Annotated in this window: 19 protein-coding genes; 7 read left to right on the forward strand and 12 right to left on the reverse strand. The window is 55.1% G+C overall.

From position 1 onward, the window contains the following. Positions 1–75: 75 nt before the first annotated feature. From ispH to ribF, 5 genes are all read right to left on the reverse strand, one after another. Positions 76–1,026, reverse strand: coding sequence for a 4-hydroxy-3-methylbut-2-enyl diphosphate reductase (ispH, locus tag C3708_RS09705; protein WP_103949159.1), 951 nt, complete (start codon positions 1,024–1,026; stop codon positions 76–78). Continuing rightward, positions 1,007–1,477: an FKBP-type peptidyl-prolyl cis-trans isomerase gene (gene fkpB / locus C3708_RS09710; protein ID WP_095280714.1), complete on the reverse strand. Its 471-nt coding sequence runs from the start codon at positions 1,475–1,477 to the stop codon at positions 1,007–1,009. The genes ispH and fkpB overlap by 20 nt, the downstream gene beginning before the upstream one ends. Before the next feature lie 117 nt (positions 1,478–1,594). Continuing rightward, on the reverse strand, positions 1,595–2,095 hold the full coding sequence (gene lspA / locus C3708_RS09715; RefSeq protein WP_095280713.1) for a signal peptidase II: 501 nt from the start codon (positions 2,093–2,095) through the stop codon (positions 1,595–1,597). Beyond that, on the reverse strand, positions 2,095–4,911 hold the full coding sequence (gene ileS / locus C3708_RS09720; RefSeq protein ID WP_095280712.1) for an isoleucine--tRNA ligase: 2,817 nt from the start codon (positions 4,909–4,911) through the stop codon (positions 2,095–2,097). The genes lspA and ileS overlap by 1 nt, the downstream gene beginning before the upstream one ends. Positions 4,912–4,948: 37 nt before the next feature. After that, a complete protein-coding gene (gene ribF / locus C3708_RS09725; RefSeq protein ID WP_095280711.1) occupies positions 4,949–5,887 on the reverse strand; it encodes a bifunctional riboflavin kinase/FAD synthetase in 939 nt (312 codons plus the stop codon). 327 nt (positions 5,888–6,214) lie between these two features. Between ribF and rpsT the strand changes: the two genes are divergently transcribed. Then, on the forward strand, positions 6,215–6,478 hold the full coding sequence (gene rpsT / locus C3708_RS09730) for a 30S ribosomal protein S20 (protein WP_003856458.1): 264 nt from the start codon (positions 6,215–6,217) through the stop codon (positions 6,476–6,478). Positions 6,479–6,536: 58 nt separating this feature from the next. Here rpsT and nhaR read toward each other — a convergent pair whose 3' ends face one another. The 4 genes from nhaR to dnaK form a co-directional block, all read right to left on the reverse strand. Beyond that, positions 6,537–7,439, reverse strand: coding sequence for a transcriptional activator NhaR (gene nhaR, locus C3708_RS09735; RefSeq protein WP_095280710.1), 903 nt, complete (start codon positions 7,437–7,439; stop codon positions 6,537–6,539). Between the two features lie 60 nt (positions 7,440–7,499). Further along, on the reverse strand, positions 7,500–8,675 hold the full coding sequence (nhaA, locus tag C3708_RS09740; protein WP_095280709.1) for a Na+/H+ antiporter NhaA: 1,176 nt from the start codon (positions 8,673–8,675) through the stop codon (positions 7,500–7,502). 172 nt (positions 8,676–8,847) lie between these two features. Next, positions 8,848–9,993 carry a molecular chaperone DnaJ gene (gene dnaJ, locus C3708_RS09745; protein ID WP_095280708.1) on the reverse strand — a complete coding sequence of 382 codons (1,146 nt, stop codon included), beginning with the start codon at positions 9,991–9,993 and terminating at the stop codon, positions 8,848–8,850. An 86-nt stretch (positions 9,994–10,079) separates the two neighbouring features. Next, the gene (gene dnaK, locus C3708_RS09750; protein WP_095280707.1) at positions 10,080–11,999 is read right to left on the reverse strand and encodes a molecular chaperone DnaK; all 1,920 of its coding nucleotides are present in this window, start codon (positions 11,997–11,999) and stop codon (positions 10,080–10,082) included. A gap of 295 nt (positions 12,000–12,294) precedes the next feature. On the opposite strand from dnaK, the gene satP reads away from it, so the two are divergent. The 5 genes from satP to C3708_RS09775 all read left to right on the forward strand — a co-directional run bounded on the left by satP (position 12,295) and on the right by C3708_RS09775 (position 17,405). Further along, the gene (satP, locus tag C3708_RS09755) at positions 12,295–12,858 is read left to right on the forward strand and encodes an acetate uptake transporter (RefSeq protein WP_095280706.1); all 564 of its coding nucleotides are present in this window, start codon (positions 12,295–12,297) and stop codon (positions 12,856–12,858) included. 117 nt (positions 12,859–12,975) lie between these two features. Continuing rightward, positions 12,976–14,226 (forward strand): chloride channel protein, encoded by a 1,251-nt coding sequence (locus tag C3708_RS09760; protein WP_095280705.1) that lies wholly within the window; start codon positions 12,976–12,978, stop codon positions 14,224–14,226. A gap of 256 nt (positions 14,227–14,482) precedes the next feature. Beyond that, entirely contained in the window at positions 14,483–15,484 is a 1,002-nt protein-coding gene (locus tag C3708_RS09765; protein WP_370446876.1) for a FecCD family ABC transporter permease, read from the forward strand. Then, positions 15,484–16,257, forward strand: coding sequence for an ABC transporter ATP-binding protein (locus tag C3708_RS09770; protein WP_103949161.1), 774 nt, complete (start codon positions 15,484–15,486; stop codon positions 16,255–16,257). The genes C3708_RS09765 and C3708_RS09770 overlap by 1 nt, the downstream gene beginning before the upstream one ends. A gap of 23 nt (positions 16,258–16,280) precedes the next feature. Beyond that, the gene (locus C3708_RS09775; protein ID WP_103949162.1) at positions 16,281–17,405 is read left to right on the forward strand and encodes an ABC transporter substrate-binding protein; all 1,125 of its coding nucleotides are present in this window, start codon (positions 16,281–16,283) and stop codon (positions 17,403–17,405) included. On the opposite strand, the gene C3708_RS09780 is transcribed toward C3708_RS09775, so the two are convergent. From C3708_RS09780 to tal, 3 genes are all read right to left on the reverse strand, one after another. After that, the gene (locus C3708_RS09780; RefSeq protein ID WP_103949163.1) at positions 17,392–18,693 is read right to left on the reverse strand and encodes an MFS transporter; all 1,302 of its coding nucleotides are present in this window, start codon (positions 18,691–18,693) and stop codon (positions 17,392–17,394) included. The two genes, C3708_RS09775 and C3708_RS09780, sit on opposite strands and share 14 nt — an antisense overlap. A 121-nt stretch (positions 18,694–18,814) precedes the next feature. Continuing rightward, positions 18,815–19,402: a molybdopterin adenylyltransferase gene (gene mog, locus C3708_RS09785; protein ID WP_103949164.1), complete on the reverse strand. Its 588-nt coding sequence runs from the start codon at positions 19,400–19,402 to the stop codon at positions 18,815–18,817. A 115-nt stretch (positions 19,403–19,517) separates the two neighbouring features. Next, entirely contained in the window at positions 19,518–20,471 is a 954-nt protein-coding gene (gene tal / locus C3708_RS09790) for a transaldolase (RefSeq protein WP_095280699.1), read from the reverse strand. Positions 20,472–20,731: 260 nt separating this feature from the next. Here tal and C3708_RS09795 point away from each other — a divergent pair, with 260 nt between their 5' ends. Further along, positions 20,732–22,162 carry a sodium:alanine symporter family protein gene (locus C3708_RS09795; protein WP_095280698.1) on the forward strand — a complete coding sequence of 477 codons (1,431 nt, stop codon included), beginning with the start codon at positions 20,732–20,734 and terminating at the stop codon, positions 22,160–22,162. The last annotated feature ends 51 nt before the right edge of the window (positions 22,163–22,213 follow it).

The raw sequence follows: 22,213 nt of genomic DNA on the forward strand, positions 1-22,213 counted from the left end.
GTCGGGTTAATCACAGGTAATCAGACAAAAAAATGCCGGTCGCTTGCGGGACCGGCATTTTCAAAACAGAGGGGATTATTCGACTTCTTTGGCGTCGATGCGCAGCTCTTTCGGCACTTCGAAGACGATATTCTCTTCGCGGCCTTCCAGCGGCACGGCCTCGCCACCGCCGAGTTCCTGCAAACGCTTTATCACGTTTTGCACCAGAATATCCGGCGCTGAAGCCCCTGCAGTCACGCCGACACAGGTCGCATCTTTCACCCAGGCTTCCTGGATATCGGTGGAATCGTCAATCAGAAACGCCGCTTTCCCCATGCGCTGCGCCAGTTCGGCCAGACGGTTAGAGTTGGAAGAGTTTTTGGAACCGACCACCAACACTACATCAGCCTGCTCCGCCAGCGCGCGAACCGCTTCCTGGCGGTTGGTGGTGGCGTAGCAGATGTCATCTTTACGCGGCCCGACGATTTTCGGGAATCGGCTGCGCAGAGCATCGATCACATCTGACGTATCATCCACCGAGAGCGTGGTCTGAGTCATAAACGACAGGCGCGCTTCGTTTTTCACGTTCAGCGTCAGCACATCGTCTGGCGATTCAACCAGATACATCCCCCCTTCCGGGTTGCTGTACTGCCCCATCGTGCCTTCGACTTCCGGGTGACCGGCGTGGCCAATTAGAATCGACTCTTCACCGCGACGGCTGGCGCGAGCCACTTCCATATGGACTTTGGTCACTAATGGGCAGGTGGCATCGAACACGGTCAGGTCACGGCTTTTCGCTTCGTTACGCACCGCCTGAGAGACGCCGTGCGCCGAGAAGATCAGGATCGCACCGTCTGGCACTTCGCTGATCTGCTCGATAAAGATTGCGCCGCGCTCGCGCAGGCTGTCCACCACATAGCGGTTGTGCACCACTTCATGACGGACATAAATCGGCGCGCCGTAAATTTCCAGCGCGTTTTCAACAATGCTGATAGCGCGGTCTACTCCGGCACAAAAACCGCGCGGGTTAGCCAACAGGATCTGCATTCACTTCCTCCAGCGCCGGATCAATCTCCAGCACTTCAACATCAAAATGGACGGTACGCCCGGCAAGAGGATGGTTGAAATCAACGGTGATGGAGTCGCCATTAATTTCACGAATCACGCCAGGCATTTCGCTGCCATCCATTGCGGTAAAGAGCATAATCGCGCCGATTTCTGGCTCGCCTGCGTCCATAAATTCACGACGCGAGAAATACTGGATAAGATCCGGGGTCGGCACGCCAAACGCCGCATCAGGCTCCAGAGAGAAGGCTTTTTTCTCGCCCTCTTTCAAGCCTAGCAGCTGCTGCTCCAGGCCTTCCGAAAGAGAGGTATCGCCCAGGCGAAACAGCGCAGGTTTGCCATTATTGCGGGTCGATTCCGCAGTGGAACCATCGTCCAGTTTCAGCGTGAAATGGACTAACACCGCGCTATTGCTCTGTATGGATTTTGACATGCCAGTTGCTCGCTTGTTTTGCCTCATCGGTTTGCCCGGTGGCACTTCGCTTACCGGGCCTACGGGAGGCGACAAATTCTGTAGGCCGGATAAGCGAAGCGCCACCCGGCATTGACCTTACGCCTGTTTCTTCGCGGCTGCGTTCGGTAAAAAGCCTTCCAGCACAATCAGCGCCGCACCGATGCAAATCGCACTATCGGCCAGGTTGAAGGTGGCGAAGTGCCAGTCACCGACATAGAAGTCGATCATATCGACGACAAAGCCGTGCCACAGACGGTCGAACAGATTGCCCAGCGCACCGCCAATGATCAGCGCGTAGGCGATATTGTTCAGCTTCTGCGTCGCTTTCGAGCGATACATCATGACCGCCAGAATTACGCAGATACCGAGTGCGATGCCTGCGAAGAACCAGCGTTGCCAGCCGCCGCTGTCGGCGAGGAAGCTAAACGCTGCGCCATAGTTGCGCGCGTAATGCAGATTAAGTGACGGGAACAGCGGGACCGTATCCCCCAGAGCAAAATTCTGGAGGATCAGGAACTTGCTGCCCAGATCAATAATCAGTACGACGACGACCAGCCACAGCCAGCGCAGTCCACTTTTACAGATTGATTGACTCATCAGGCAAACTTACGTTTTTCGCCATCACCGGCGATATTGCTGACACAGCGTCCACAGATATCTGCGTGTTCCGCCACCTGGCCGACGTCAGTGGTGTAATGCCAGCAGCGCGGGCATTTCTCACCTTCGGCTTTCACCAGCGCCACTTTCAGCCCTTTGAGCAGTTCGCTCTGCTGGGCGTCGGCGCTCGCCTGTGCATAATCGGCAACAGCTGCACCGGAGGTCAACAGGACAAATCGTAATTCGTCACCGAGAGCCGTCAGTTTCGCCGCCAGCTCTGGCTCAGCGTACAGGGTCACTGCCGCTTCCAGAGAACCGCCGACTTTCTTGTCAGCACGCGCCTGTTCGATCACCTTGTTCACTTCGCCGCGCACTTTGAGCAGCTCGTCCCAGAAGCCATCGTTCATCGCTTCGGTGTCGGCCAGACCAAACAGACCTTCGTACCACTCGCCGGTGAAGACGTATTTCTCGCGCTCGCCTGGCAGGTAAGCCCAGATTTCGTCGGCGGTGAAGGACATGATCGGTGCCATCCAGCGAACCAGCGCTTCTGCGATGTGGAACAGCGCAGTCTGGCAGCTACGACGCGCCACGCTGTCCGCTTTCGCGGTGTACTGGCGGTCTTTGATGATGTCGAGGTAGAACGAGCCCATTTCGATGGAGCAGAAACGCATCAGACGCTGCACCACTTCGTGGAAGTCGTAAGACTCGTAGGCTTTCAGGATATCTTCCTGCGCCGCTTGCGCACAGCCTACGGCCCAGCGATCCAGCACCACCATCTCTTCCGGTTTCACCATGTCTTTAACCGGATCGAAACCGTTCAGGTTAGCGAGCAGGAAGCGCGCGGTGTTACGGATACGACGATAGCTGTCGGCAGCACGTTTGAGGATCTCATCGGAAACCGCCATTTCGCCGGTATAGTCCGTTGAGGCCACCCACAGACGCAGAATGTCCGCGCCCAGTTTGTTCATCACGTCCTGCGGAGAAACGGTGTTACCGATGGATTTGGACATCTTGCGTCCCTGACCATCTACGGTAAAGCCGTGGGTCAGAACCTGACGGTACGGTGCTTTGCCTTTCATCGCAGTGGAGATCATCAGAGATGACATAAACCAGCCGCGGTGTTGGTCAGAGCCTTCCAGATACATATCGGCCGCGTGACCATAGAACTCAGGGCGCACATCCACAACAGATGAGTGGGTAGATCCGGAGTCGAACCACACGTCGAGGGTATCTGGCACTTTCTCGTAGTTAGCTGCGTCGTCGCCCAGAATCTCTTTAGAGTCCAGATCCCACCACGCCTGGATGCCATCCACTTCAACGCGTTTAGCAACTTCTTCCATCAGCTCCAGCGAGCGAGGATGCAGTTCCTGCGTCTCTTTATGAACGAACAGGGACATCGGCACGCCCCAGGTACGCTGACGGGAGATACACCAGTCAGGGCGGTTAGCGACCATAGATTCGATACGCGCCTGGCCCCAATCTGGGATCCACTGCACGCCTTTGATCTCTTTCAGAGACTGCTCGCGCAGGCCCTTCTGATCCATGCTAATGAACCACTGTGGGGTCGCACGGAAGATGATTGGCGACTTGTGACGCCAGCAGCACGGATAGCTGTGCTGCATCTTCTCAACGTGCAGCAGCGCGCCGCTGGTGCGCAGCATGTCGACGATAATGTCGTTAGCTTTGAAGACGTTGATACCGTCCAGCGCCGGGTAAGTGCCAGGCAGGTAAGAACCGTCCGGACCGACCGGGTTAGCGATTTCCAGACCGTATTTCAGGCTGATGTTGTAGTCGTCCGGGCCGTGGCCACCGGCGGTATGTACCGCACCGGTACCCGCTTCCAGAGTGACGTGATCGCCCAGGATTGCCGGGACGTCGAAATCAAGGAACGGATGTTTGAAGCGCAGCAGTTCTAGCTCAGCGCCGTTCACGGTACCCAGCACGGTATATTCGCTGATATGAGCACGTTTCAGGACGCTCTCAACCAAGTCTTTCGCCAGGATCACCGCCTGACCTTCAACCTGCACCAGCGCATAGTCGAAATCAGCAGACAGAGAGATCGCGCGGTTCGCGGGCAGAGTCCACGGCGTGGTGGTCCAGATAACCAGTGAAATTGGGCCGTTGACGGAGGTCACGCCGAATTTGGCTTTCACCGCATCCTGATCAACCGCGTGGAAAGCCACGTCGATGGATGGAGAGGTTTTGTCGTAATATTCCACTTCCGCTTCTGCCAGTGCAGAGCGGCAGTCAACGCACCAGTGCACCGGCTTCGCGCCTTTATGCAGATGGCCGTTGCCGATGATTTTGCCCAGCGCGCGGATGATGTTGGCTTCAGTTTTGAAGTCCATCGTCAGGTATGGACGAGACCAGTCGCCCAGCACGCCGAGGCGGATAAAATCTTTACGCTGACCGTCAACCTGCGCAGCGGCGTATTCGCGGCATTTTGCGCGGAACTCGGCGGCGGTGAATTTCTCACCCGGCTTACCGTATTCCTGCTCCACTTTCAGCTCGATCGGCAGACCGTGGCAATCCCAGCCCGGAACGTAAGGCGAGTCAAAACCGGTAAGTCCTTTGGACTTCACGATAATGTCTTTCAGAATCTTGTTTACAGAGTGACCAATATGAATGCTGCCATTCGCATATGGAGGGCCATCGTGCAGAATGAAGGTTTTTTTACCTTTCTTGGCTGCACGGATGATGCCGTACAGGTCATCATCAGTCCAACGCGCCAGCATTCCCGGTTCACGCTTGGCGAGATCGCCGCGCATCGGGAACCCTGTTTCCGGCAAATTCAGGGTTGATTTATAGTCACTCATCAGATTCTCGGTTCCGTATTTAAAACTCGTTCAGGCATTAAGCCGGGTTCGATAGCCCAAAAAATTCGCGGGCCGTTAACTCATCACGCGCGATTTGTGCTTTCAGCTCATCGAGCGATGCAAATCGCTGCTCATTGCGTATTTTTTTACGCAGGATAACTTCTATATGGCGGCCATAGAGGTCCATTACAACATCCAGCAGATGCACTTCGAGCTGCTGACGTACGCCTGCCACCGTGGGACGGGTGCCAATATTGGCAACACCGGGCAACGGTTTATCACCCAGTCCGGTGACTTCTACCGCATACACCCCTTTTACCGGGGACACCTGACGGCGCAGCGGGACGTTCGCCGTCGGGAAACCTATTGTGCGACCTAACTCATCGCCATGCACGACACGACCTGAGATAGAGAACGGATGCCCTAACAGGTTCTCCGCCACATCCAGCTGATCGTCAGCCAGTGCCTGTCGCACCGCCGTGCTGCTCACGCGCACGCCGCCTTCGCAGAAGGTCATGGTGCTGGTGACATCAAAGCCATACTCCAGACCAGCCTTCTGTAATAACAAGAAATCGCCCTGACGACCAGCGCCGAAGCGGAAATCATCGCCCACGGCGAGAAATTGCACGCCCAGGCGTTTGACCAGCAACTCACCGACAAAATTTTGCGCCGTCAGTGCCGCAAAACGCCGGTCGAAGCGCACGCACAGGACGTAGTCCACGCCGCATTCCGCCAGATAGCGCAATTTCTCGCGCAGGCGAGTTAAGCGCGCGGGCGCTTTATCACCTGCAAACAGTTCCAGCGGTTGCGGTTCGAAAATCATCACCACGACCGGCAGCCCACGGGCCTGGCCCTCTTTACGCAATCCCTGCAACAGCGCCTGATGCCCACGATGCACGCCGTCGAAATTACCAATGGTCAGTACGCACCCGTGCGGCGCGTGACTGAGATTATGTATGCCGCGTATCAGCTTCATGACAGGCTCAAAACAGTGAAAAACGCCCGAGTATACCTTGTACAGCGATTAAGGTTAACCGGCGATTGTTGCCTCAAATCATAAAGCAGTAATGATTTCATGATGCTTACCATTAGGAGGCAAAAAAACTGCCAGCAAACTGCGTTTTTTACACCGAAAGACTGTATTCAGGTGAGACAAGCTGGTAGAATCCTGCGCCATCACTACGTAACGTAGCGTCGCCATTCAACGGCGCTTATTTGCACAAATCCATTGACAAAAGAAGGTATAGAGGGCATATTCCTCGGCCTTTGAATTGTCCACATAGATCATATTTGGGAGTTGGACTTGGCTAATATCAAATCAGCTAAGAAACGTGCCGTTCAGTCTGAAAAGGCTCGTAAGCACAATGCAAGCCGTCGCTCTATGATGCGTACTTTCATCAAGAAAGTATACGCAGCAATCGAAGCTGGCGACAAAGCTGCAGCGCAGAACGCATTTAACGAAATGCAACCAATTGTGGATCGTCAGGCTGCTAAAGGTCTGATCCACAAAAACAAAGCAGCGCGTCATAAAGCAAACCTGACCGCGCAGATCAACAAACTGGCTTAATCGCCACTTGTTGTTGCTTGTTGTAAAGAACCCGCTTAATGCGGGTTTTTTTATTGGCTCATTTTGGCGCTGGCGGCGTAAACAGCGTCGAGTAGTCGCCGTTACAAATCCTCTGTACCGCCGGATGCTGAATCATTCTCTCGGCAAAAATCGCGTGGTACTCTTCCATCACGTTATCCACCCGGCCAATCTCCGTGACCCTGTTGTCGGTATAAAGATCGTGCGCATACAGCGTCGGGGCAACGAAAATCGCGTTATGTGCTTCGCCAAAGGCTTTCATCAGCGCCGCATCATCAAACTCCCCCAGAATCTCAACCTTCAATCCCTGTGAGTTAAACCAGTTCAGCAATTTGCGGCCTAACATCGAACGTCGCCCTGGTATGAGCAAACGTCGCTCCTCAAGGCAGGCAGGAAACGGTTTTTCTGGCGGCGGGTTGATGCACCAAAAACTCACACCACATTCGCCAATCTTCACTGAAAACAGCCCTTCCTGCTGGGTGGAGTCAATCGGGCAGTCCGAGATGATGATATCCAGCTTGTGCTGGCTCAGTTGCTCCAGCAGCATCTCATGAGTGGATTCAAAGCAGCGCAGATGGATTTGTTCATCGGCCACCACTGCCGCATCCAGCACGCCGCTCACCAGACGTTTAGATAGCGCATCCGCAACACCGACATCAAACAGCAGGTTAGACTCTTTGCGATAATTCACAATATCGAGCATTTCCTGGCTCAGGGTGAACATCTTGTCCGCGTAACGAAAAACCAGCTCACCCAACTCGCTCGGCTCAATCCCACGGCCTTTGCGTTTAAACAGTTTTCCTTGCAGGCGTTCTTCGAGCGCTTTTATCTGGCCGGTAATCGTCTGGGGCGTCAAATACAGAGCTTCCGCCGCGCCCACGACCGAGCCTTCTTTGTAGACATGCCAGAAATAGTACAGATGGTTGTAATTGATGTGAGACATTACGTAATCGCTCCCTGAGAGTGTTGTCAGGAGAGGGCCTCTGCCCTCCCCCTTAGTCTGTTACGCCGGCTGCACCTGTCCTGACAGCTTCACCTTCAGTAAGGTGTAGCCGCTAAATGCCGCGAGCAACGAACCGGTTAAGATCCCAAGCTTAGCCCACACAATGAGCTGCGGATCGAGCGAATCAAACGCCAGTGTCGAGATGAAAATCGACATCGTAAAACCGATTCCGCACAGTACGCCGACCGCCATAATCTGCCGGAAAGTGGTTCCATTCGGCAGCGATGCCAGCTTCAGCTTCAGAGCCAGCCAGCAGAACAAGCTGATGCCCAGCGGCTTGCCAATAAACAGCCCGGCGATAATGCCCATCGGCAACATGGACGTCAGGCCACTCAGGGTCACGCCTTGCAGCGACACGCCCGCGTTGGCAAAAGCGAACAGCGGCAAGATCATAAACGCGACCCACGGATGCAGCACATGCTCCAGCGTTTTAGCCGGAGAGTTACCGTCCTGCTCTTTCAGCGGGACGAAGAAGCCGATAATGACGCCCGCCAGCGTCGCATGAACACCCGATTTCAGCACCGCCGTCCACAGCACAACGCCCACCAACACGTAAAGGCCAATTCGGCGCACGTTAAAGATATTGAGCAACGCCAGCACCGCAATGGCGCCCGCCGCCACACTCAGCGACAGAATCGACAGCTCGCTGGTATAGAACAGGGCAATAATCACGATCGCGCCCAGGTCATCGATAATCGCCAGCGCCATCAGGAAAATCTTGAGCGCCACCGGCACACGGCTGCCGAGCAGCGCCAACACGCCGAGCGCGAAGGCGATATCCGTGGCCGCTGGGATGGCCCAGCCGTGACGGGCAACCGGGTCGTGGTAGTTAAACGCCAGATAGAGCAGCGCCGGTACCACCATACCGCCAAGCGCAGCGATAACCGGGAAAGCAGCCCGTTGACGGCTGTTAAGAGAGCCCAGCACCAGCTCGCGCTTCACCTCCAGACCAACCAGCAGGAAAAACACGGCCATCAGCGCATCGTTAATCCACAGCAGCATGTTCTTGTTAATTTCCAGCGCACCCACGCGTAGCTCAACGGGTGTGTCCAGAAACGCATGATACGCGCCCTGGGTCGCCCCCAGGTTTGCCAGCACCATCGCAGCGACAGCGGCGATAATCAAAATGACGCCACCGGATGCCTCATTGCTGAAGAATCGTTGTAAAAGTTTCACTTTAGTTCTCTCTTTAAGACCATACCTCGATAAAACCATAATACCAAGGTAAACAGATCGAAAAAATCAGATTAATATTGAGCATAAGCTCGGCTTTACCGAGTTATACCGCGCAAAAAGAAAAAGCCCGGAATGGCTTCCGGGCTTTGAAAAATTCACACTCGCTAAGGTCTTAGCGGGTCAAATCATCGAAGAATTTTTTCACGCCATCGAAGAAGCTTTTAGAGCGCGGGCTGTTTTTCTCACCCGTTGGGCCGCCGAAGCTTTCCTGCAATTCTTTCAACAGCTGTTTCTGTTTGTCATTCAGGCTGACCGGTGTTTCAACAACCACGCGACACAGCAGGTCGCCCTGCGCTCCGCCACGAACGGACTTCACGCCTCTTCCACGCATGCGGAACAACTTGCCGGTTTGTGTTTCACCCGGAACTTTCAGGTTCACACGGCCATCCAGCGTAGGCACTTCGATTTCACCGCCCAGCGCTGCCATCGCAAAGTTGATCGGCACTTCACAGTACAGATTATTGCCTTCACGCTCGAAAATCGCGTGCTGCTTAACCTGGACCTGAACATACAAATCGCCTGCCGGTGCGCCATGCTCGCCTGCTTCACCTTCGCCTGAGAGACGAATGCGATCGCCGGTATCCACACCTGCCGGAATTTTAACGGACAGGGTTTTGGTCTTCTCAATGCGGCCATGACCGTGACATTTGTTGCACGGATCTTTAATCAGCGTACCGCGACCATGACAGTGCGGACAAGCCTGTTGAACCGCGAAGAAGCCCTGACGAATCTGCACCTGGCCGGAACCGTGACAGGTCGGACAGGTTTGCGGTTTAGTGCCCGCTTTCGCGCCGCTGCCGTGGCAGATATCACACTCTTCCAGCGTCGGAATACGGATCTCTTTGGTCACGCCGCGTACGGCTTCTTCCAGCGTCAGATCCATGTTGTAGCGCAGGTCCGCGCCGCGTGCCGCGCGCTGACGACCACGGCCACCGCCGAAGATATCACCGAAAACATCGCCAAAGATGTCGCCGAAATCAGCGCCACCGCCACCAAAGCCACCGCCGTATCCGCCGCCGCCCATGCCGCCCTGTTCAAACGCCGCATGACCGTACTGATCGTAGGCTGCACGTTTCTGAGCGTCGGTCAGGATCTCATACGCTTCTTTGATCTCTTTAAATTTGGCTTCGGCCTCTTTGTCACCCTGGTTACGGTCCGGGTGAAATTTCATGGCCAGGCGCTTGTACGCCTTTTTGATTTCACGCTCTTCCGCTGTTTTCGGAACGCCTAAAATCTCGTAATAGTCTTGCTTTGCCATTGGTTTTTTCAGCCCCTTAACATGCGAGCACGGGCGGAGAGGAAACCTCTTCGCCCGTGCTGATTAATTACCCTGCATCAGGGCGATTATTTTTTGTCTTTGACTTCTTCGAACTCAGCGTCGACAACGTCGTCATCTTTCGCGTTGTTCGCGGAAGCACCCGCTTCAGCGCCAGCCTGCTGCTGTGCGTGCTGTTGCTGAGCGATTTCCATCAGCTTCTGGGACGCCTGCGCCAGTTCCTGCATCTTCGCTTCGATGTCCGCTTTGTCTTCGCCTTTCAGGGAAGTTTCCAGCGCGCTCAGTGCAGTCTCGATAGCGGTTTTGTCGTCAGCTGGCAGTTGTTCGCCTGCTTCTTCAACCTGCTTGCGAGTGCTGTGCAGCAGATGGTCACCCTGGTTACGGGTCTGAACCAGTTCTTCAAATTTACGGTCAGATTCAGCGTTTGCTTCCGCTTCACGAACCATTTTTTGAATTTCTTCTTCGTTCAGACCAGAAGAAGCCTTGATCGTGATCTTCTGCTCTTTACCGCTGTTTTTGTCCTTCGCGGAAACGTGCAGGATGCCGTCAGCATCGATGTCGAAGGTGACTTCGATCTGTGGCATACCGCGCGGTGCCGGGCTGATACCGTCGAGGTTAAACTGGCCCAGATCTTTGTTATCCGCAGCACGTTTACGCTCACCCTGCAGCACATGGATGGTTACCGCAGACTGGTTGTCTTCAGCGGTAGAGAACACCTGGCTGTGCTTGGTCGGGATTGTGGTGTTTTTGGTGATCAGCGCAGTCATCACGCCGCCCATGGTTTCGATACCCAGCGACAGCGGGGTAACGTCCAGCAGCAGTACGTCTTTCACTTCACCGGTCAATACACCACCCTGAACCGCTGCACCGATTGCCACAGCTTCGTCCGGGTTAACGTCTTTACGCGGCTCTTTACCAAAGAATTCAGCCACTTTCTTCTGAACCATTGGCATACGCGTCTGACCACCGACCAGGATAACGTCCTGGATGTCAGAGACAGACAGGCCAGCGTCCTGCAGAGCAACTTTCAGCGGCTCGATAGAACGGTTCACCAGGTCTTCGACCAGGCTTTCCAGTTTTGCACGAGTCACTTTGATGTTCATGTGTTTTGGACCAGACGCATCTGCAGTGATGTACGGCAGGTTCACGTCGGTCTGCTGCGCAGAGGACAGCTCAATTTTGGCTTTTTCTGCGGCTTCTTTCAGGCGCTGCATGGCCAGCGGATCGTTACGCAGGTCAATGCCCTGATCTTTCTTAAATTCATCAACGAGGTAGTTGATCATACGGCTGTCGAAGTCTTCGCCACCCAAGTGGGTATCACCGTTGGTTGCCAGAACTTCGAAGGTTTTTTCGCCGTCAACTTCGTCGATTTCGATAATAGAGATATCGAAAGTACCACCACCCAGGTCGTAAACCGCGATAGTACGGTTGCCAACTTCTTTATCCAGACCGTAAGCCAGTGCGGCTGCGGTAGGTTCGTTGATGATACGTTTGACTTCCAGACCCGCGATACGACCGGCATCTTTGGTAGCCTGACGCTGAGCATCGTTGAAGTATGCAGGTACAGTGATAACCGCTTCAGTTACCGGTTCGCCCAGGTAATCTTCAGCCGTTTTCTTCATTTTTTTCAGCACTTCAGCAGAGATCTGCGGAGGTGCCATTTTCTGGCCCTTCACGTCGATCCATGCATCACCGTTGTCAGCACCGATGATTTTGTACGGCATGATGGCTTCATCACGCTGCACTTCTTCGTCCTGGAAGCGACGGCCAATCAGGCGTTTAATCGCAAACAGAGTGTTTTGCGGGTTAGTCACGGCCTGACGTTTAGCCGGCTGGCCAACCAGAGTTTCACCATCCTGGGTATAAGCAATGATAGAAGGCGTGGTGCGATCGCCCTCGGCGTTCTCCAGCACACGTGCAGTAGTGCCGTCCATAATCGCTACACAAGAGTTGGTAGTACCCAGGTCGATACCAATAATTTTACCCATCTAAACGTCTCCACTAAAAATTTGTTCATCATGTGGTTGTGAATCTGTAATAAGGGCGAAACGTGCGGTTTCAACTGCCCCAATTTGATTTTTTTCAGCTTCACTCACTGCGGTTGACTACAAGATGGGGTCGTAACGGCATCCATCAAGGGGGAAGGATAAAAAATTTTTTAATTTCACCCTGCTCAGATCATAGACGGCGAGGGTCGCGCTGATTATTATGCCGCGCCACGCCTGGGAGAGTAGGCGTGGATTTATCTATTTCACCATACTAATGATGATTTTTTGAGGACTTATGGGCAACACTAAGTTGGCTAATCCGGCTCCGCTGGGCCTGATGGGTTTTGGCATGACCACCATTCTGCTGAACCTGCATAACATCGGCTTATTCCCGATGGACAATGTTATCCTGGCGATGGGCATTTTTTACGGCGGTATCGCGCAAATCTTCGCGGGCCTGCTGGAATATAAAAAAGGCAACACCTTCGGTTTAACCGCATTCACCTCTTACGGCTCTTTCTGGCTGACTCTGGTCGCCATTCTGGTAATGCCAAATATGGGCTTTGCTCCAGCAAACGGACATTTCCTCGGCGTTTATCTGGGCCTGTGGGGCGTCTTCACCCTGTTCATGTTCTTCGGTACTCTGGTCGCCAACCGCGCCCTGCAGTTCGTGTTCCTGAGCCTGACCGTACTGTTCGCCCTGCTGGCGATTGGCCACCTGGCGGATAACGAAAGCATCGTTCACGTTGCTGGCTGGATTGGCCTGGTGTGTGGCGCAAGCGCTATCTACCTGGCAATGGGCGAAGTGCTGAACGAACAGTTTGGCCGCACCGTTCTGCCGATTGGTGAAAAACACTAATCTCCCTTCGTGCCCGTTTCGCGGGCACGAATCTCCCGCTTTAATTCTTCTGATTGATTCCGCGTTTTGCCGCTTTGTGGGACACTGTTTCTCCCTCTTTTTATTAAGACATTCCGTATGATGGCTCATGATCCGTCTCGCGCCTTTTGGCTGCATCGCTGGACTGCTTTACTGCTCACCGGGATTCTGGCGGGGCTGGGCGGTATGCTGCTCGCTATGTTACTGCATGAGATTCAACATCTGGTGTACGGATACAGCCAAACGCTCCTGATCAGTCCGCAGTCCTTTTTAGAGGGCGTGACGGATGCCAGCGCCCAGCGTCGTTTTCTCGCTCTCACTTCCGCAGGGCTGGTGGCGGGAATCGGCTGGTGGTTACTCGCTCGCTTTGCAAAGCAACGTGTCAGCATCGGTGAAGCAATAAAAAACCCTGATAAACCAATGCCCGCCGTCACCACACTCATTAACGCACTGCTGCAAATTGTCACCGTCGCGATGGGCTCGCCGTTGGGCCGTGAAGTCGCTCCCCGCGAAGTCGGCGCACTGTTTGCTGGTGGCGTCGCCCGTCGATTGCACCTGAGCGCCGCCGATATCCAGTTGATGATCGCCTGCGGCGCGGGTGCCGGGCTGGCGGCGGTTTATAACGTTCCGCTGGCCGGAGCCATTTTTACTCTTGAGGTTTTACTCGTCAGTTTTAGCTGGGAGAAAGCCGTCGCAGCGCTGGTAACGTCCGCGCTGGCGGCGTGGATCGCTACTCTGGGCCTGGGTGACGAACATCAGTACCACTTCACCACCGAAATCGCCGCCACCTCGCTGGTATTTTGGGGAGCGCTATCCGGCCCGCTGTTCGGCGGCGCAGCGTTTCTGTTTCGTCGCGTTACCCAGCGCGCACGCAGTAAAGTGCGTAGCAACTGGCAAATGCCGCTTTTTAGTCTGATCGCGTTTACCGCGCTGGGCGCATTATCCGTCTGGTTCCCGCAGTTGCCCGGCAACGGTAAAGGCCCGACGCAGCTCGCCCTTAGCGGCGATGTGACACTCCAGCTCGCCATCGCGATCCTCATTCTTAAAGTGGTGGTGATCTGGGCGGTACTGCGCGCCGGTGCTCAGGGCGGTTTGCTGACGCCGGGCCTCGCCGTGGGCGGCCTGCTCGGCTCGGTACTGTTTATTCTGCTGGGGAAAGCCTTCCCCGGAACCGATATGGCGAGTTTTGCATTAACAGGTGCGGCGGGTTTTCTCGCCGCCTCCCTGCAAATGCCGATCACCGCCGTTGTGCTGGTCATGGAATCCACCCGGATGGACCACAGTTTTCTGGTGCCGATGGCCCTGTGCGTGACGGGAGCCTATATGACCTGCCGACACCTGGAAGGCTGATTTTTGCACAAAACAGCAACCGCAGCTAAACGAGCTGCGCTCTTCTCATGATTTTAATTGATAAGCATTATCATCCCGAATATTGTCGCCGGGAGCATCCCCGGATATTGGATATCAGGCAGCAACTGGACAGGAACGTTTCGGGATAAACTACGATTCTGCTTTTGTTGCATAAGGTAAGCCAATGAGTTCCCCTCTTGTCGCCAGCGTGAAACCTGACGGATCGGCGGTGGCGTCACAGTACCGTAAAGTCGTGATGAAACGCTTTATCGTCGCAGGCGCGATCCTGCTGATGATCATCTTCTCGCTGCTGCTGGATTTTACCCTCGGGCCTTCCGGAATTTCCATCACCACCCTGTGGCACACGCTGTTTGATGCCGCCTCCGCAGACGCGGGCACGCGGGTGATTGTCTGGGATTTACGCCTGCCCTTCGCCCTGATGGCCGTGGTCGTGGGAATGGCGCTGGGCCTGGCGGGCGCTGAAATGCAAACCATTCTGAATAACCCGCTCGCCAGCCCGTTTACGCTGGGCGTCTCCTCTGCTGCCTCCTTTGGCGCCGCGCTGGCGATTATTCTTGGGCTGGGAATCCCCGGTATTCCCGATCAATGGTTTATCTCCGCCAATGCCTTTGTCTTTGCGCTAATGGCCTGCTTCGTTCTCGACGGCATCAGCCGCTGGACGCGCGTCGCCACCTCCGGCGTGGTGCTGTTTGGTATCGCCCTGGTCTTCACCTTTAACGCGCTAATCTCCATTTTGCAGTTTGTCGCCAGCGAAGATACCTTGCAGGGGCTGGTGTTCTGGACGATGGGCAGCCTGGCCCGCGCGTCGTGGGATAAACTCGCGATTCTGCTCGTGGTGTTAATCATCGTCGTCCCGCTGTCGCTGAAAAACGCGTGGAAGCTCACCGCCCTGCGCCTTGGCGAAGACAGGGCCGTGAGTTTTGGCATCAACGTGCGCAAACTACGGCTGGCGACGCTGCTGCGCATCAGCATTATCTCTGCGCTGACGGTGGCGTTTGTCGGCCCGGTCGGGTTTATCGGTCTGGTCGCCCCGCATATTTCACGCATGATGTTTGGCGAAGACCATCGCTTTTACCTGCCTGGCAGCATGCTGATCGGCGCGCTGGTGCTCTCGCTGGCCTCGGTTCTGTCCAAAAATATCGTTCCCGGCGTCATCATTCCGGTTGGAATCGTCACCTCACTGGTCGGCGTGCCGTTCTTCCTGAGCATCATTATTCGCCACCGGGGGACGCTGTAATGGATGGATTGATCGTCACCAACCTGCACACCGGCTATCGCAAAAAGAAAATCATCGACGGGCTGACGACGCCCCTGCTGCCGCGCGGAAAAATCACCGCGTTATTAGGGCCAAACGGTTCGGGGAAATCGACGCTGCTGCGCGCGATGGCCGATCTGAATCCTGCCCAGGGCAAGCTTGAACTGAACGGCGAAGATTTGATGACGTTGCCCTCCGCGCAGCGGGCGCAAAAAGTGGTGTATTTGCCGCAGTCGCTCGCGGCAGGCGTGCATCTGCATGCCCTGGAGTCGGTGATTGTCGCGAGACGCGCCAGCGGCTCTCCCGTTGACAGCAACGCCGGGGAGGAAGCTTTTGCGATCCTGGAAAAACTCGGCGTCGCCCATCTGGCAATGAGTTATCTCGACCAGCTTTCCGGCGGACAAAAACAGCTGATTGGCCTGGCCCAGTCGCTGATCCGCCAGCCCGATCTTCTGCTTCTGGATGAACCGCTCAGCGCCCTCGATCTCAACTATCAGTTTCACGTCATGGACATCGTTGCCCGCGAAACGCGACTGCGCAATATCGTGACGGTGGTGGTGATCCACGACATCAATATCGCGCTACGCCACGCCGAATATGCGGTGATGCTCAAAGAAGGCGCGCTGGTTGCGAGCGGCATTCCACGCGAGGTGGTCACGCCTGCAAATCTGGCGACGGTCTACGGCGTAAAAGGCCGGGTGGAACAATGTTCACAAGGGCTGCCGCATGTGGTGGTCGATGGGTTAACAACATAACAATAAACGTGAGACGGGGAAGTATGAACATTAAGAAGACAATCTTCGGCGCAGTGCTGCTGCTCTCGCCGCTGCTGGCGATGGCGCAAAACTGGCCTGTGACCGTGAAGGATATGGATAACCGCACGGTGACGATCCCTCAGGAGCCGCAACGCATTATCTTGCAGGATGGCCGCGATATTCTGACGCTGGCAATGCTGGAGCGCGACGATCCTTTCGCCAAAGTGGTGGCGTGGAACAACCTGCCGAAGAAACAGGACACCGAAACCTGGAACGTGCTGAAGCGCAAATGGCCAGAAGCCGAGAAGATCCTCGATATGCAGTTCTCGGATCAGGGGAATGTCGATCTTGAAACGGTGATCTCGCGCCATCCGGATCTGATGATTGCCCAGCTGCGTGCTAAACCGTCATTGACGCAAAGCGGTGTGTTAACCCAGCTTGAGGCCCTGCACATCCCGGTAGTCTTCGTCGATTACGAGCTGCATCCGGTGGAAAACACCCTGCCGAGCATTGATCTGCTGGGCAAGGTGTTAGGCCAGACGGATCGTGCGCAGGCCTATGTCGATTTCTATCAGCAGCGTCTGGACCGGATTCATCAGCGCCTGACGGAAGCAGAGAAAAAACCACTGGTGTTTATCGAGCCGATCGCTGGCGTGGCCGGACTGGATAACGGCTGCTGTTTCACCCATGCGCACAACGGCTGGGGCGGACTGGTGGAGGCCGCAGGCGGCGTGAATATTGGCTCGCAACTGCTGCCGGGCGCAACCGGGAATATCTCGGTGGAGAAAATTATTTCCCTGAATCCAGATTACTACCTGATGACCGGTTCAAAACGCTCAGGCAAAGGCACCGCGATTATTCCGTTTGGCTACAACGTGGCGGAAAGTGATGTCGCTAGCGCCTTTAATGCGCTGGTTGCGCGTCAGGGCGTGAGCAGCATCCCTGCCGTTGCACAAGGGCATACCGGCGCGTTGTACCATCATTTTTACAACAATCCGTACAACATCATTGCTATTGAAGCGTTGAGTAAAATCTTCTACCCAACGCTTTTTAAAGATGTTGATCCACAGGCGGACTATCACGAGCTGATCAAAAGCTTTACGCATATCCCGGATGACAACATCATCCTGAGCTTTACCCCTCATTAGCCTGCGCGTGCGCCATCAACTGATGGCGCTCACCGCGAAGCCAGATCCCAAGCCCTAACCCCATCAGCGAAAGTGCCAGCACGTACCAGGCCGGCGCCATCGGCGACGCGCCCATCAGTAGCGTGACGGCAATCGGCGTTAAGCCGCCAAAGATGGCGTACGAGACGTTGTAGGAAAATGATATCCCTGTAAAGCGCACTTCCGCCGGGAAAGCACGAACCATGACGTAAGGCACTGCCCCGACAACGCCGACGCACAGCCCCACCACGCCGTAGAGCAGGAACAGCTGTTCCGGATGTGCGCCCGCCAGGTGATAGAACGCCCAGCTCGATGCGGCCAGTAGAAGGCTGCCGATGATAAACGTGCGGCTGGCACCGAAGCGATCCGCCGCCAGGCCGGCAATCAGACAGCCAAAGCACAGCATAATGGTGGCAATGCTGTTGGCCTGCAGCGTCACCGCAGGAGCAAAGCCGTACTGTTTTTGCAGCCAGACCGGCGACATCAAAATCACCACCACAATTCCTGCGGACAGCAGCCAGGTGAGCAGCATGGAAATCACCACCGCTTTCTGATGGCGCACCACCACGGCTTTCACCGGAAGTTCCTGCGCCAGCGCTTTACGCTGCTGCATCTCAAGGAAAATTGGCGTCTCCTGTAACCAGCGGCGCAGATACATCGCCACCAGGCCAAACGCCCCTCCAAGCAGGAACGGAATACGCCAGCCCCACTCATGCACAGCCTGTGGGGTCATGCTGGTATTGACGAGCGTCGCAACGACCGAGCCGAGCAAAATCCCGACGGTCAGCCCGGCGGTTAATGTCCCGCAGGCGATCCCGATGCGACGCGCCGGAACGTGTTCAGCGACAAACACCCATGCGCCCGGCACTTCGCCGCCAATCGCCGCGCCCTGCAAAATGCGCATCAATAGCAGCAATACCGGCGCAACAATGCCCATCGAGGCATACGTCGGCAGCAAGCCAATCGCCAGCGTCGGGACCGCCATCAGCAGAATACTGAGGGTGAACATTTTTTTGCGCCCGACCAAATCGCCAAAGTGCGCCATGATAATGCCGCCCAACGGACGCGCCAGATAGCCCGCAGCAAATATGCCGAAGGTCTGAACCTGACGCAGCCATTCAGGGATATCCGCCGGGAAGAAGAGTTCCCCCACCACGGCGGCAAAGAAGACGAAAATGATGAAATCGTAAAACTCCAGCGCGCCGCCGAGAGCCGCGAGCGTGAGCGTTTTGTAGTCCTGACGATTCAGAGGCCGGGTGTAATGTGACATAGCGAACCTTTTACCAGCGGTGTTGATTTAGTTTTACAGTAATCGTAAAGAAAAAATGACTATACCGTAAATAAATTAACACGCCATTGAGGCTGTAGCTTATGTCACAAACGCATTCATTTCAGGATAATGTTTCGCGACGTGCGCTTTTCGGGCGAAAAGCTGCTACCACTTGCGGATCGGTCTCGACGTAAGGGCCGTCAAGCAGCTGTATACAATACGGTACACTGGCAAAAATCCCCGCCACCACCACTTTGCCATCTTCGGCTTTTACACCTTCCAGCGTCTCTTTGATCGACTTCGGCTGGCCCGGCAGATTGAGGATCAGCGCCTGTTTGCGGATAACCCCCACCTGGCGCGACAGGATCGCCGTCGGCACAAAGTGCAGGCTTATCTGACGCATCTGCTCGCCGAAACCAGGCATTTCGCGATCGGCTACCGCCATTGTCGCATCAGGCGTGACATCACGACGCGCCGGGCCTGTTCCGCCGGTGGTCAGCACCAGATGGCAGCTCATTTCGTCCACCAGCTCGCACAGGGTTTGCTCGATTATCGGCTGTTCATCCGGGATCAGACGGGTTTGCAGTTCAAAAGGTGTGGTGAGCGCGGCTGCCAGCCACTCTTCCAGAGCCGGGATGCCTTTATCGGCATAAACGCCGCTGGACGCGCGGTCAGAAATCGACACTAAGCCGATGCGTAAGGTATTCATATCTATTCCCTTCATAACAATACTGATTAAGAGGAATGATACACGCAGAGGGGGAAATCAGACAGGGGACGAACGAAGTAACATGGCCGGACAAACGCCCGGCCATGAAGAATGATTACAGCAGATCGCCGATCATTTTTTCCAGTTTTTCCTGGTCAACAGCAAACTTACGGATACCGTCCGCCAGTTTGTCTACCGCCATTGGATCCTGGTTGTGCTGCCACAGGAACTGGGATTCAGTGATGCGTTCTGGACGCGCTTTCACTTCGCCGGTGTAGCTCAGTTTACGCTCCAGTGCGCCTTCGCTCTCTGCCAGCTCTTTCAGCAGCGCAGGGGCGATGGTCAGACGGTCACAGCCAGCCAGCTCGATGATTTCACCGACGTTACGGAAGCTTGCGCCCATGACGACAGTCTCATAACCGTGCTGTTTGTAGTATTCGTAGATTTCAGTCACAGAAACCACGCCTGGATCTTCTGATGCTGCGTACTCTTTCTTGTCGGTGTTGGCTTTGTACCAGTCCAGAATACGGCCCACAAACGGAGAAATCAGGTACACACCTGCTTCTGCACACGCACGCGCCTGAGCGAAGGAGAACAGCAGAGTCAGGTTACAGTTGATGCCTTCTTTTTCCAGCTGTTCTGCAGCGCGGATGCCCTGCCAGGTGGAAGCCAGTTTGATCAGAATACGATCGTTGCTGATGCCCGCATCGTTATACAGTTTGATCAGGTGCTTGGCTTTAGCGATAGACGCTTCGGTGTCGTAGGACAGACGCGCGTCAACTTCGGTAGAAATACGACCCGGAACCAGTTTCAGGATTTCCAGACCGATATTCACAGCCAGTTTGTCAGTTGCATCCACAACCTGCTGCGCACGATCGTTGCTCTGGCTTTTCGCCCAGGTCACAGCTTCGTCGATCAGTTTGCGGTACTCAGGGATCTGCGCGGCGTTAAGAATCAGAGAAGGGTTAGTTGTGGCATCCTGCGGCTGGTACAACTTCATTGCCGCGATATCTCCGGTGTCAGCTACGACAGTGGTGAACTGACGAAGGGAGGTCAATTTATCCGTCATGATAGTGTTTCTCTTTTAACGTGCCCTGGATAATTCACGCTACCGACAGCCTGCCAGCAGCGGAAAAATGACAGGTTTACTTGTTAGGGGGATGTAACCGGTCTGCCCTGATGATAACACGACGGAATGACAGCGCAACCGCAGACAGTGCGCTTACTGATAGTATGGTAAACTCGAAATATTAACAGCCTGCTAATTAACAGCGTGCTCATTCAGCGTTACCGCGTATCTATTCAGTGGCATCAACAAGAGGGACGTTAATGCCTGATTTCTTCGCTTTTATTAATGAAGTCCTGTGGGGCTCAGTAATGATCTATTTATTACTGGGGGCCGGAATTTGGTTTACCGTCCGCAGCGGTTTTATTCAATTTCGCTATATTCGCCAGTTTGGCAAAAGTCTTAAAAACAGCGTCAGCCCACAGCCCGGTGGATTAACCTCCTTTCAGGCGCTTTGCACCAGCCTTGCCGCGCGCGTCGGCAGTGGGAATTTAGCCGGTGTCGCGCTTGCCATCAGCGCGGGCGGTCCTGGCGCGGTGTTCTGGATGTGGGTAACGGCCATGATTGGTATGGCGACCTCCTTTGCCGAGTGCTCATTGGCACAACTCTACAAAGAGCGCGATAAAAACGGTCAGTTTCGCGGCGGCCCGGCCTGGTATATGTCCCGAGGCCTTGGAATGCGCTGGATGGGCGTCCTGTTTTCAATCTTCCTTCTCGCGGCTTATGGCCTCATTTTTAACACCGTGCAAGCCAACTCAGTGGCCCACGCGCTGCGCTATGCGTTCGACTTCCCTGAATGGATAACAGGCGTTTCCCTTGCCGTACTCACACTCTTAGTCATCGTGACCGGAATCAGAGGCGTTGCGCGCCTGATGCAGTGGATGGTTCCGGTGATGGCGCTGCTGTGGGTGATCGCCAGCCTCGTGGTGACGGCCATGCATATCGAACAGGTTCCGGCGGTGATTGCCGCAATATTTAAAGCCGCATTTGGCTGGCAAGAGGCCGCAGCAGGCGCGCTGGGATACACTGTCAGCCAGGCGCTGACGGCGGGCTTTCAGCGCGGCATGTTCTCGAATGAAGCAGGAATGGGCTCCACGCCGAATGCCGCAGCGGCAGCGGCATCATGGCCCCCGCATCCGGCAGCGCAGGGGATCGTGCAGATGATCGGGGTGTTTACCGATACCATCATCATCTGTTCGGCCAGCGCAATGATTGTTCTGCTGGCAGGGCCTGTCGCTCATACGTCGAGCACCGCAGGCATCCAGCTTGTTCAGCAGGCGCTGGTCAATTTGTCCGGCACCTGGGGCGCGGGATTTGTCTCGCTGATTGTCATGCTGTTTGCCTTCAGCTCTATCGTCGCCAATTACATTTATGCCGAAAACAATCTGATATTCCTGCGTCTCGATTCGCGTAAAACGCTGTGGTTTTTGCGCATTGGTATCGCGGGAATGGTGCTGATCGGCTCGGTGATGAGCCTGCCATTGGTCTGGCAACTGGCGGATGTGATTATGGCGCTGATGGCCATTACCAACCTGACGGCAATTTTGCTGCTGTCGCCGGTGGTGACGCTCATCGCCCGCGACTATTTGCGCCAGCGCAAGCTCGGGGTTCAGCCAGTGTTTGACGCCACCCGTTATCCAGAAATTGAGTCACAAATTGCGCCGGGAAGTTGGGATGATTTGCCACGTCAATAACAGCCATCGATCTCATCAGGCCATTTTTTTGCTAAAGTCGCACTAAATTTC

Source organism: Lelliottia sp. 7254-16, from assembly GCF_002922995.1.
GTDB lineage: Bacteria > Pseudomonadota > Gammaproteobacteria > Enterobacterales > Enterobacteriaceae > Enterobacter > Enterobacter jeotgali.

Bases quoted from the DNA above. Each gene is read 5' to 3' on its own strand.
- ispH (WP_103949159.1), bottom strand. From the start codon at position 1,026: ATGCAGATCCTGTTGGCTAACCCGCGCGGTTTTTGTGCCGGAGTAGAC.
- fkpB (WP_095280714.1), bottom strand. From the start codon at position 1,477: ATGTCAAAATCCATACAGAGCAATAGCGCGGTGTTAGTCCATTTCACG.
- lspA (WP_095280713.1), bottom strand. From the start codon at position 2,095: ATGAGTCAATCAATCTGTAAAAGTGGACTGCGCTGGCTGTGGCTGGTC.
- ileS (WP_095280712.1), bottom strand. From the start codon at position 4,911: ATGAGTGACTATAAATCAACCCTGAATTTGCCGGAAACAGGGTTCCCG.
- ribF (WP_095280711.1), bottom strand. From the start codon at position 5,887: ATGAAGCTGATACGCGGCATACATAATCTCAGTCACGCGCCGCACGGG.
- nhaR (WP_095280710.1), bottom strand. From the start codon at position 7,439: ATGTCTCACATCAATTACAACCATCTGTACTATTTCTGGCATGTCTAC.
- dnaJ (WP_095280708.1), bottom strand. From the start codon at position 9,993: ATGGCAAAGCAAGACTATTACGAGATTTTAGGCGTTCCGAAAACAGCG.
- dnaK (WP_095280707.1), bottom strand. From the start codon at position 11,999: ATGGGTAAAATTATTGGTATCGACCTGGGTACTACCAACTCTTGTGTA.
- satP (WP_095280706.1), top strand. From the start codon at position 12,295: ATGGGCAACACTAAGTTGGCTAATCCGGCTCCGCTGGGCCTGATGGGT.
- C3708_RS09760 (WP_095280705.1), top strand. From the start codon at position 12,976: ATGATGGCTCATGATCCGTCTCGCGCCTTTTGGCTGCATCGCTGGACT.
- C3708_RS09765 (WP_370446876.1), top strand. From the start codon at position 14,483: ATGAAACGCTTTATCGTCGCAGGCGCGATCCTGCTGATGATCATCTTC.
- C3708_RS09770 (WP_103949161.1), top strand. From the start codon at position 15,484: ATGGATGGATTGATCGTCACCAACCTGCACACCGGCTATCGCAAAAAG.
- C3708_RS09775 (WP_103949162.1), top strand. From the start codon at position 16,281: ATGAACATTAAGAAGACAATCTTCGGCGCAGTGCTGCTGCTCTCGCCG.
- C3708_RS09780 (WP_103949163.1), bottom strand. From the start codon at position 18,693: ATGTCACATTACACCCGGCCTCTGAATCGTCAGGACTACAAAACGCTC.
- mog (WP_103949164.1), bottom strand. From the start codon at position 19,402: ATGAATACCTTACGCATCGGCTTAGTGTCGATTTCTGACCGCGCGTCC.
- tal (WP_095280699.1), bottom strand. From the start codon at position 20,471: ATGACGGATAAATTGACCTCCCTTCGTCAGTTCACCACTGTCGTAGCT.
- C3708_RS09795 (WP_095280698.1), top strand. From the start codon at position 20,732: ATGCCTGATTTCTTCGCTTTTATTAATGAAGTCCTGTGGGGCTCAGTA.